Source organism: Marinobacter sp. SS8-8, assembly GCF_030540945.1.
GTDB lineage: Bacteria > Pseudomonadota > Gammaproteobacteria > Pseudomonadales > Oleiphilaceae > Marinobacter.
The window spans coordinates 64402-76383 of the sequence record NZ_JASSVN010000018.1; the positions used below are offsets into that span (position 1 = coordinate 64402).

Below are 11982 nucleotides of genomic sequence, written 5' to 3' on the forward strand. Positions count from 1 at the left end.
TCAGCTAATCCTAAACTCTAACAAGCCGTGTCTTACCCAATTTAAATTAAGGTCTGCCCCCTCCCAAAATATTTGGTATGCAGCCAATTGACTCCAATAGTTATTTTCGGAAACAAATTGATTACTTTTATGATCAATGACCAATGTTCGCATCTCCCCCACAGCAATAAGATCCATCATACCGCTGACTACTTGACCTAATTCATTCAGGGCCAATGCAGGAAACTCACACTTCCAAGTTTTGCCCTTACCAATTAACTTTTCTATCTGATTCCTAAATGCGTCTAAGTGATCTTTCACATCTTGCCGGGCGCTCCTCCCTTCAATACGCCCAGGACGCAATGCCAAAGCCTTCTCAAGCATCTCCGGCCTCATAAAAAATACTTGGTAGAGGCGATGCACCCACACACCCAAATCGTTTGCTGGAATGTGCGCAAAACCGTCAAGCTCCAAAGCGGGTCGATACCTGACTGTTTTGATCTTCGGCACTTCGACTGGGTGAGCTTGATTATCCAAAGACGGACTAACGGTGTGCTTTAGCGTATTGGCTTTCCGATCGGCTTCAGTGTTTAACACGATTTTTTGAGACGGTTGAGAAAAATCAGATGCCCGCTCAACAGAAGATGGCGCAACCTTTAATTCCTCGAAAATGGCGCTCTTCTGTTTCTCATTTCTAGATGCTATCAGCGGCCCAATGTAGCTTAGCATGCAGCCTTTATTAATGACTTCCCAGCAAGGCAAAATAAGCTGCTCTCGGGCCCTCGATAGGGCCACGTAATAAAGGTTTCTATCTATATCGTCCTGCTCTTCAGCGATTAGCTTGGCAAATTGCTCCTCGATGGACTTGTCACCAAACTTTGGCAATATCTTGACAAAACTATCCCTCAACATGGTATCTATGCCGCCGTCTGGATAGGCCATGCTGATGCTGGGGAAACGCGGCTCGCTGGCTTTTTCCGCATCCAGCACCATAACGACTGGCCACTCCAGTCCTTTAGAGGAATGCCACGTTTTCAGCACCACAGCATCTTCAGCCTGGGGATCTGCCGTGGGCTGGTCGTCGATGCTGTCTTTGTTTTCGTTGAGCCACACCGGAAAGGTCGACGCGTTTTTGCCGGCAATACCCATGGCGTTTAGGGTTTCGGGCTGCAGCGCTTCAAACTCTTCAGCCAACCCGATGAGCTTGATGAGGTTAGCTCGATATTGAAGCCCTTGCGGGTGGCTATTCAATGTTTCGAACAAGCGGGCTTCTTCCATGATTGCGAGCAACTGGTTTTTCACCGGCCTCTTTCGCAATGAGTTACCAAGCGGCTCTAATAGATCCTTTAGATTGTGCTTTAAAGCTGTTTTCGGATCATAGCTGGCCAACAGTTCGCTGAGCCTTTCGGTGCTTTGCCCCCCCATCAGCGGGGAGGTGAGCAGATCCAACCAGGCATAATGGTCCCGTAGATTGTTGAGTGCTTGCAGGGCATTTAATACCCATTGCACCGATTCGCACGCCAAGAAACCGGGTTGCTGGATTTGCACTTCTAATCCAACACTGCGAAGCGCTTTCGCAAACTTCCCTAAGCGGGAATGGCCCCTGGCCAGCACAGCGATGTCAGAGCCGCGGATCGGCCGTTTTTCGCCGGTATGGCGATCGGTAATCTGGCTACCACTGGCGAGCACTTCCTTGAGGTGATTGGCCAGCGCAATGTTGCCTTCAGCGGTGAAACCGGGTTTGGAGCTTTTTGCGCTTGCGTTCAGATTCCAGTGGTCTTTGCTGAATCGCAGCACCTGTACAGCAGGCAGATCAGACTTATAACCTGCCTTAGGGTCCAGTTCTTGGTATTTGCTACCGAATAACGCGGCACCCACACCATTGATGAAATCCATCAATTCGGGGGTGCTGCGCCAGTTGCTATCGAGCTCTTTGACTACTCCGGGGGTCTTTTCCCCATCGTTCAGCAATTCGGCAAACAGTCGGCTGTCAGACCCCTGAAAGCCCATGATGGATTGCTTGAGATCGCCCACAATCAGCGTGTATTTGCTGCTGGCCTGGAAGCGGCGCAGTAAAGCGTACTGCAGGGGGTTCGTGTCCTGGAATTCGTCGATGATCAGGCAATCGTAATCACCGGCAATTTCATCCAGCCACTCCGGATTAGCTCCCAGCATGTCGTTAGCCAGGTGCACCATGTCGCCATAGTCGACAAGGCCTGCTTGCTCTTTCGTGTGCTGGTACGCGGCCAGAGTTTCCAGCACACCGTTGATCAAACACTCGATGTGCGTCAATGCATCATTAAGCGGCCCGGGATGAACACTGAGTTTCCCGGCAGCGTTCCAGACCGGTTCGGCCAGATCCGCGCGGGGGTGTTTTTCCCGAATCTTTTTCAGCTTGTCGTCAAATTGCAGGCTTGCCCAGAGTTTCCAATCCCGGTCCAGTCTTTCCCGCGTGGCAGAATAAATGTTGTCGACGAAGGCACGAGTGTCGCCGTTATTCCCCCACTCACCTTTCTCGCGGAGGGTTGTCGGGTCAGGATATTCGGTTCTTACCGCTTCTATGGCGCTCCAAAGCTGATCGGCATAAGGCGCGCCATTTTTTTGAACATGGCCATACGTTGTCGTGATGATGTCTTTGGCTCGTCGCAGCAACGCTTCCGCTTCATCAGCGGTTTCGCTAAACCCTTTGCCAAGTGAACGGAGCTTATTAATGAGCGCGAGGATGGTCTCAGTAAGCTGCTCGTCTGCATCCTGGAAGTCGTCACCCTTAAAGCCTCCGCCATACCCGTAATGCTCCAATTCATCCAGCACGGGTTGAATGGCACGCGCCTGATCCATCGCCTTACGCAGGAGAAAGTCTTGCTCCTGTTCGGTTAACTGCCGGGGTGCGGGTGATCTGCCGGCCTCGTAGGCAAAGGTTTTGAGGATTTCCAGCCCGAAGGCGTGGATGGTTGATATATTGGATTTTTGCAGCAGTCGGGCCTCGGCCATCATGCCTTCTTTCAAAAGCGCCAGGCGAATACGGGTGCGCATTTCGTTCGCGGCATCGTTGGTGAAGGTAACGGCCAGTACGCGGTCGGCTTTCACAATGCCCTGCTTTATCCAGTCCGCAAGCGTGCTCTGGATGGTATAGGTTTTACCGGCTCCTGCCCCCGCTTTAATTAGGGTAAGAGGCTGGGCAGGCAGAATGGCGGACTGGCTCATGAGTTGCCCTCCTCTTCGCGGGTAAACCGGCTAACTACCGGGTTGTCTGTTAACGCATAGGCGGTAATACCCCGGTCCTTCCAGAACTTCTCGTCAGTGTGCTCGTTAAGCTTGATGGTCCCGTTATTCAGGTCTCTAAGGCGTTCTTGCACCAACCCAACGGCCTCTGCAGATTGCGCGGTCAAGTCCGGCTCAGGCTGCACCACGTTTAATTGATCGCTCGGCTGAAGAGGCTTGTCTGTCAGTAAGGTGGTGTCGTTGAGGGTGTAGTAGCCACTCATCACCTCGCCATCTTTAGTTCTCTGCTGGAACAGCTCTCTGTAGATCAGGGTTTGTAGCTCGTACCCCTTCTCAAGCCGTTTCAGGCGGCTGCCTTGCTTGGAGCTTTTATAATCGACGATCAGGGTTTGGTTGCCGTTCGTAAGCACCGCATCGACGTAGCCTTTCAGAGGCGTGTTCCAAAGCTGCCCCTGAAGCTTCAGTTCCACACCGGAAATGGTCCAGTTCTCCTGTTGGCACCAGGCGGCGAAGTTGTTTAGAGCCCGGTAAACCCTGTTGCGCAATCGGGTGCGCTTGAGCCGCCACTGGGGAGAATCCAGAAATGACGCTTCCTCCTGAACCGCCTGATTGAACAGGCGGTCGAACAACACTTCACTCCAGACGTCCTTCTGGTGGGTCTGGAACAGCTCAAAGACTTTATGAGCGATGATGCCCTGAACGGAGATGTCCGGGGTCTTCGGTTCCCACTGCCTTGATTTTATGCCCAGGCGATACAGCAGCCACGCCAATGGGGACTGCATGAGAGTTTCCAGGCTGCTCGGAGATTCCGGTTTCGGCGTTCCATCCTGGTTGACACGTGCTTGCTGGATCAATTCCGGAGCCAGCTCCAGGTCGTTCAGTTTTGGCGATTCCAGTTGCTCCAGTTGAATGGTTGTTTTACGCAGGAGTGGGTGTTCAGCCTTGAGTACCGGTTGCTCCAAGCTTTCAGGATCGAGCGTTGCAAGGGGCTGAATGCACAGCGCCATATCCAGGAGGGTCTCGCTCGGTTCCAAGGCACCGCCCTGATGATCATTCAAGGAGCGCAAGAAGGTCACACGACGATCGGCTCTTCGCATCAACTCGGAGAATTCCTCTTCCCACCGATTCTGACTTTCTTCCACAGTGGGAATGGCAAGGCCTGAAACCGTTGCCAGCTGATCCCAGCTCTCCCGGGCGATGGGGCCAGTGGCTTCCAGCTGGTAGGCGTAATGGCCCTGGTTAAAGCCCAGTAAAAAGAGCTCTTCCACCTGGAATGGCAGAGGCTCACCTTCCTGGATGATGTTAATGGCATGCAGGTAACGAACCCGGTCTTCCTGAGTCTCCAGTGGTGCAACCGGGGTTTGCCGGATGACGTTGCTTATCTGCTCGATGAAGGGCTGGCCGCTATACAGACCCATTAGCCGGCGTGTGTTATCAAGCAAAGCCCTCATGCGCTTTTTGCCAAGACCTTTCATCTTCGGACCTTGGGTGTTTTCAGCAATCTCTTTGACCCAATCGAGCACCGCAGCTGAGCTCGGCTCTGGCGGGGTTAGAAGAAGCCGGAGCATAGCCTTCTCCTGCTCGCCGGGCTCGTTGCCAAGTGTCAGATCATCCCCTTTACCGAACCGCTCCGCCAGCTTATGACCAACCCCTGGCGCCCAAGGCATGAGCGGATTGATGATAGCGCTCATCATGGCCATCGGAATGTCTGGCTGAACAAGGCTTGTTAGGAGGTCATGAATCAGTGAGGACTGCCAGTCGAAGAAACCCGACTCCGGCCGAAGGTTGCTGGCGATTAGGCCGGCGTACTCAAAGTGTTTTTCCAGCCAGAGCTCGTAATCGCCGCCCTTGGATACGACGATGGCAATCCTCTCCGGTTTCGTACCCTGCTCGACCGCAGCCTGCACCATGGATGTGACGGCTTCTACCTCTTGAAGGTGATCACGGCAAGTGAGCCAGTGCAGGCTTTCAAGTTCCATTGGGGCTTTGTCCGAATGGAACAAAGTATTTGCGAACTGCTGAATCGGGCTATTTCCATTCTCCGGTGTTGGTGAAGAGACAAAACTGTATTTATCCGGCTCCGGCGTCACCCAGCCTTTTGTGCGAAGTATTTCCAGAACTTGGCGCTGCCAAGGGTACAAGTAGTTTTCAGGCAACCGCGGGTAAACGTAGATCGGCTCGATGCAAAGCTCTTCGTGCTCTTTGAACCATTGCTCGGCCAGTTGATCCGTGTCTGGTCGTTCTTCGAGTCGCCGAACAAGGGCAACAAGGTCATTGTAATAGCGCTGGTTACGATTGGCCGGGGAAGGTACCGCCTCGGGTCGGGCGCCGAGCGGCGAATGGTTGAGCAAAAATGTAATACCGGCTTTCAGTTCGGCAACGGTTGCAGGCTCATCCACCCGGATACTTTTGGCCCAGAACGCATTCTCCATGCCGAGGGCCTGCTCCTGCAGCGCGATGTTCCAGTCCAGCTCACTGGGCTCTATCAACCACAGTTCTGCCAGAGTCTCCAGCAGAACAGAAAAGCTGCCAACTTTGGTACCCATGGTATTTCTTTGGGCTAGCGCGTAGCGGGTTTCACTGGCTGTTAATGCATCGGGGACCAGCAAGAAGTCCATTTCTTTTCCTTATTTCAATATGCCTTGAAAGCAGTTTCTTGAAACCTGCTTAACGTTATAACCGTTCGCCTTGTTGCCGGCAAATTCGGGGCTGTTAATTCATGTAAATACATCAGGAAATCAGGTTTTTAGGCCTACATTTTTGGCCCCCCAACCCACACAAAGTTACGTTTCTTCAACGTAGATTCACCATCAAACCGGTAGGCGCAAAGCTTTCCACCATGCTTCCCGGCTACGCTGTAATCCAGGCAAGCGATATGGTCGCTGAGAGGTGCCGGCTCTCCACTCATCCAATAGTGGCCAACAAATACAGGCTTCTCTCCGTCATAGCCCGGCAGGATGTGCTGTTCAACCGGTGTGTGGGGAATTTTCTCAATCTCCTCACCGGGTACCATTGCCAAGTCACGATAAGTCAGCTCACCCGTTCGCCACCATCGGGAACGTACATCGGTTCGTTTGTTGCCCTCTTTGTCGTGAAAGCACTCCCCGTCAGGCAAGGGGATTTCCAACCCTTTGAGTAGAGTCTCAACAATGTTGAATGGCTCGCTTCCCTCGCGGCTACTGTTCACCCATGCCTCTGGCAAAAGCCGGTTATGGCTGTCCGTGTATTGTTTGGCTTTTTCCAGATACTCCGGGTGCCAGCAGGCATGGACCACCCGCAAGTTTGGTAAATCCAGGTAGATGGGCAAGGTCTTAAACCAGTCAATCATGCGGCGATGTTGCTCACTACCCTCACCAACCTGCTCAAGAAACGCTTTGTGCTGTTTCAGGTTCTTTGCAATGTGGGAACGCAGGTATTGTCCGGGCTGTTCCGGATCCTCCATGGCCCAGGCTATAGCGTTGAATTCATGATTACCCATAACCGCCAACGCATGGCCATTTTCCACCATGCTCCGAGCGATCTCGACGGTCTCAACCTGCTCCGGTCCACGGTCTACAAAGTCCCCGAGGAAAATTACTTTGCGATCGCGATGCTGCCATACACCGTTGGCTTCCCGGTAACCAAGTTTTTCCAACAATGCTTTTAGCTCGGTTGCGTATCCGTGGATGTCTCCGATCAAGTCATACAGCTCAGTGATACCTCCCTTCCAAATGTGCTACCACTGGATCCAGGCAATCGGTATGCGGGGCGCCGTCGTCGAAAAAGGACTCAGCCAGCTCCAGAACCAACGCCTGCTTCAGTGAAAACCCCTGCCGCAACCGGCCTTCGACACCCTCGCCAATACGGTCGTATTCGTCAAAACAATCGTTCTCTTTGCAGCAGGTGTTCATCGGATCGAATTCAAACAACGCTCGGGAAATCATCTCTGCTTTCAGTACGATGCTCATTCAGCCTCCTGTACGCTATGGTTCCAGTGTAAGAAGGCGTTGCGACAGAACATGTCGCCGATCCGGATTATGGTATGTTTTTGTTCCGTTGACGCAGAAGACCCGGCCTATGCCCTACCCCATTGAAGACAAACTCGTAATTGCTGTCGCTTCCAGCGCGCTATTTGATTTATCTGATTCCGACCACGTATTCCGAACACAGGGCGAAAAAGCCTATCGGAAGTACCAGGAAGCACACCTGGATGCGCCGCTTGAGAAAGGGGTAGCTTTTCCGTTCGTTCGACGGTTTCTGGCCATCAACGACCGGTTCCCGGATAAATCCCCAGTGGAAGCTGTATTGCTTTCAAGGAACTCAGCGATCACCGGCAAGCGGGTGTTTCGCTCAATCGCCCATCATGGTCTGGACATCAGCCGCGCCGCATTTTTGGAGGGCAAATCGCCTTATCCTTACATCCCGGCATTCAACGCTTCCTTGTTTTTATCAGCTAACGAGACTGACGTATTACAAGCCATCGATTACGGCCACCCCGCCGGTACCGTGCTACCCAGCCATGTAGTAGATGATAAGGACGACGCTGAATTGCGCATCGCTTTCGACTTCGATGGTGTGATTGCCGACGATGCTTCCGAGAAAGTTTATAAGGCAGGCTCCCTGGAGGAGTTTCAGGAACACGAAACCTCTCACTCACATATCCCGCACAGCCCGGGGCCGTTGGCTGACTTGTTCCGAAAACTCTCGCACCTACAAAAGCTGGAGGATCACGCCTTGGAAGCCGACCCAAATTATAAGCGTGCGCTACGAACCGGAATCGTGACAGCCCGGAATGCGCCCTCCCACGAGCGCGTGATAACCACTCTGGAACATTGGGGCGTCGACGCGAATGAGGTGTTCTTCCTCGGTGGCATGGCGAAGGTCCGGATTCTGAACGTGCTCAGGCCTCATATGTTCTTTGATGATCAGCGGTCGCATCTGGAATCAGAGGCTGGCAACATTCCAATGGTGCACATACCGTTTGGCGTGGCGAATCTATATTAATTAGGCGGGCACCAATCCATTGTAAACATCCCTGTTCCAGTTGCACCGCTGATTAGATCTCTCCAAAGCGCGCTGGAGTAACAACTGGTACCGTGTCTACGTCTCAGAGAAGGACATCAAAACTGATCTTCCTCACAAACTAGATACTCCAGCCTGTCGCTCTCCACCGCCAGCACATGAGCACAGTAGATGAATTCCCGCCAGTGCAGGCTGTCCATTGGATGCACACAGCGGCCTACAATTTCCTGCTCTTCATTTAGCATGAACTCGACCACGTCGGTAGATAGATTACGCTCCCAGGTGAGCTCGACAACTTTCTCAACGGGTAGCCTGCCCACCACCTCCGAGGGCACTGCGGGGCTTATGAAAATACACTGCCCATCGCACTCGGATAGGAAAACGGTCTGGGAGCGCTGCAATTCGCCCTCTTTGAACCAAAACCGGAGTCCGATCGTTTTGCCAGAATCGACCACATCGACCTTCAGGGCCTGTTTACCAACTTGAATTTCTTGGTCTTGCCGGAGTCGTTCGAGATGCTGAGAAACGACAGAGCCTGGCGGTCGGTATTGCTTCGGGTCGTGTCTTTCATGAAACCGATCAAGGAGCGCCGTCATATCCCTCTCGACCGTTACGATCTCATCCCCCACCAGCATTTCGGCATCATAGGCCAATCGCCAAATATTCCTGGCAGTTTGGTAAGCAAAGGTTCTATGGAGCGTGGTCCAGGACTGTTGGTGCATCAACGAAGCCAGTTCACCGTGGGATGCTATCTGGACTTGCGTGCCACGACCATCCTGGTGATCAACCACGACTCGGGCAAGGATTTCTCCAGATGCCCTGGCTGTAGTCAGCCGGACTTCCGCCATATCCGATACCTGTCCGACCAGGTCGCTGACCTTCAGGTTAACGCTCAGTGGCCAGCGACCGCGTTCACCTACACCGAGCGCTGAGGCAATCAGTTGCTTAGCCTGATCGACGTTCGCCTGCACTTGCTCTTGAGTCTCCCTGATCTGCTGTTTGAGAAAACTTAGGTGTCCCAGATCCGATCTTGGATCTGCTGGATCAAAAGGGCTCTCCAAGAATTCTCTTATCTGGGGCTCTATTCGGGTGCGATCGGCGATTTCAGATTCGGCAATCTCTTCCCTGTCTGAAGCGACGGTGTTTCCGATTTCATGGAGCGAAGCCATGTAACGATTGATGCTTTCCGAGAGTCGACGAATTTGAACGCGCTCAATGCTCTCCTTCACGTGAGGGAAACTGACCTGTATTAAGTCATCCTCTTCCGGATCACTGAAGCCTCCACGAGTGAGCCGACGCTGTGCCAACGAGCCAACACGATCAACCCGACCGTTCTTCTGTTCGATGCTTACTGGCGAGCCTGATACGCCGTAGTGGCCAACGCTGTCACAGAAGAGGTGCAGGTCTTCCCCTTCCTGAAACACGTTCGTGCTCACAAGTACCAGTGGATAACCTGGCATACGAAACTTGCGGGCCTGGGCTGAGCGTTGTCCCGGCGCATTGGTCTCGCCGGTGGCACCAATGACAGGAGCGATCGGGTTAAGCTGATTACTCAGGTAGCGGCGATATTCGTTGGTACCCAGATCAAGAATGCCTGGAAGGTTGGCTTTCAATATTGCCGGCAGCTCGTCCGCCAGCCCTTCTAGCTCACGATAGGTGGAAAACCCGGCTACTTGAGACTGTCGAGCCAGTTCCGAGACGAAATCTTTAACCCAGCCAGTGAGGACGCTGATACTGAGATCTCCCTCTCCCTGCCTCAGACGCGACACGTACAGATCAATCATGCCGTGGCCCGTGCGTAGCACCGTCGATACAAGTGCGGCATGTATATCGACGGTCCTCAGAAGCGCCTGGGTGTCCTCAGGGTCACTACACTCTGGCGTTTCAGTAAGCTTAAGAAGCAGCTTTCCTAAACTTGGCAGGATTTGCCCCCTCAGCTCATCACTGGCTTCCAGTTCAGAAAACAATGTTGGTAAGCAGAGCTGCTCCCGAACGTCCTGGGGACTAAGTGGAACACCGCCTTCCTGCACTTTCTGATAACTGAGAGAAGCCTGGAGATGATCTCGAAGTGGCGCAAAAGCTAAATGTCCCAGCTGGTTGACCCAAGCATCCAGGAAGAACAGTTGCGACAGCCTGAATTTCCGGAGGTACTCCTGCGCCTGAACGGCTCCAAGATCAGTAAGGGACGTTTCGGATGCAGCCGCCATACATTGCTCGATAACTTGGCGTAGATCCAAACCGCTGAAAAAGCAGATGAGCTGTGCCCAATTCACCTCTAACAAAGGGCTGGCGAGGCGCGTGGGTTGGGAAAGGCTTTGTCTCACCTGATCCGGCGTTAAAAGATCCCCCCAGTTCTTCTGTTTTTGAGGCTTTGGCGCGTCGCCTCGGAAGAACCAGTTAAAAAGGTTGTCGTTCTTGGGTGGCTGCCGGAGTTCGGCCTCTCCAGTGCTGCCCTCCTCCGCTTGGCCTTCGTCTATGCGCTCGTCCCTGAATCGGCTGATTTCATGGTATTCGCTGATCACGCCTTGCATAGAGCTCAGTGCTTTCGGGCAATCTTGCAGGCGTGACTTCAGGTAATTGGCCAGCCAATCGTCATAGCATTCATCGAGCTTCTGCTTGAGTTCTTTAACGCTTTTCACCCGCCGCACGAATACAAGCTGTTTGCGATTTTCCAGAAAAACCGCATTGGCCAACTGCTTTGCAACGGTGTCCATTTTTGGGTGTGGCAGTGACCGCCCGAGGTTTGCATTTACATAGCTGTCGACAATGGCGCCAACCACGTTCCGGTCCTGGGCATCGCGTCCTCTATCATCTGGATCTTCACTATCGAACTCCACCCGAGGGGAGCGAGTGGTTTCACCGTAACTCTCGAAAGATGCAAGCATCCCCATTTGGAAGGACGGAGAGCCATGCTTGTGTCCAAGTGCATCGCCAACCTTCTTCTGAACCAGGGCCGTGACCAGCTTCTGCTCATCCGTTTCCAGTTCAATCGCTGCCTTTTGCCCATCGCGCCACTCCGCACGGTACATATTGCGGGTGTATTCTTTGTCGCCGATTTTCAATCGGTTTAGGCGACGCACCATAAACCGGGCAATCTCTGTTTTGTCCGTTACAGACTGGGCGTTCCTCAGCAGGCCGTCCTTTCCTACCAGAGCAAGCTGGTTCCGTAGCTGTTCCAGGTTACGGTCGTAAGGCGTGGCCGAGAGCAGCAAGGCATTGCGTACGCGACGCTGAAAAGGGCTGTCCTCAGGGTTTTGGTTTTGATAGAAACCCAAGACCTGAGAAAGTACGCGGTTTCGGTCGCTGCTCTCGAAATTGTGTTTGAAATTGTGGCTCTCGTCGATAACCACCAGATCAAAGATGGGCAGCACGTAATTCAGGGCCCGGGCGAACTCGTCTTTTACCCCACGGTGAGTAGGATCGCCAATTGGTACCGAAAACGCCGGCAACATTTTCTGCAGTTTCTTGCGCTGCTCATTCCAGCTTCTGATTGCTTCCTCATCATGCTCATCGGCGGCTTTTTTCAAGCCAAAGCTGAAACTCCCGTTACGAACGAAGAAGTCAGCATAGAAGCCGGAGGCCGCTGTGCGGATTAGGTCTTCCAGGCTATCGCATTTGGCCACAGGGGCAGCCGGCTTTCCCTCCGGAGTGCGCACTCGGTAGCTAGTTTCCGTCCATAAACGGCGTGTTTTCAAGGTGACCCACCCAGCCAGGTGAGTCAATTTGTCTATTTTCGCCGACTTTATGCCGACTGCATCGCAGTTTGCAGGCCTGCGTCAC

Annotated in this window: 6 protein-coding genes; 1 reads left to right on the forward strand and 5 read right to left on the reverse strand. The window is 53.1% G+C overall.

Translation table 11 applies throughout. The features are described 5' to 3' along the window. The 4 genes from QPL96_RS16035 to QPL96_RS16050 form a co-directional block, all read right to left on the reverse strand. Positions 1–3183, reverse strand: coding sequence for an exodeoxyribonuclease V subunit beta (locus tag QPL96_RS16035; RefSeq protein WP_303288316.1), 3183 nt, complete (start codon positions 3181–3183; stop codon positions 1–3). After that, the gene (locus QPL96_RS16040) at positions 3180–5819 is read right to left on the reverse strand and encodes a PD-(D/E)XK nuclease family protein (RefSeq protein ID WP_303288317.1); all 2640 of its coding nucleotides are present in this window, start codon (positions 5817–5819) and stop codon (positions 3180–3182) included. Before QPL96_RS16040 ends, QPL96_RS16035 begins: the two co-directional genes overlap by 4 nt. A gap of 134 nt (positions 5820–5953) precedes the next feature. Beyond that, entirely contained in the window at positions 5954–6880 is a 927-nt protein-coding gene (locus tag QPL96_RS16045) for a metallophosphoesterase (protein WP_303288318.1), read from the reverse strand. 10 nt (positions 6881–6890) lie between these two features. After that, positions 6891–7148 carry a hypothetical protein gene (locus tag QPL96_RS16050; protein ID WP_303288319.1) on the reverse strand — a complete coding sequence of 86 codons (258 nt, stop codon included), beginning with the start codon at positions 7146–7148 and terminating at the stop codon, positions 6891–6893. A 109-nt stretch (positions 7149–7257) separates the two neighbouring features. Between QPL96_RS16050 and QPL96_RS16055 the strand changes: the two genes are divergently transcribed. Beyond that, positions 7258–8184 (forward strand): 5'-nucleotidase, encoded by a 927-nt coding sequence (locus tag QPL96_RS16055; protein WP_303288320.1) that lies wholly within the window; start codon positions 7258–7260, stop codon positions 8182–8184. 116 nt (positions 8185–8300) lie between these two features. On the opposite strand, the gene QPL96_RS16060 is transcribed toward QPL96_RS16055, so the two are convergent. Beyond that, a complete protein-coding gene (locus QPL96_RS16060) occupies positions 8301–11825 on the reverse strand; it encodes a hypothetical protein (RefSeq protein ID WP_303288321.1) in 3525 nt (1174 codons plus the stop codon). Between the last annotated feature and the right edge of the window lie 157 nt (positions 11826–11982).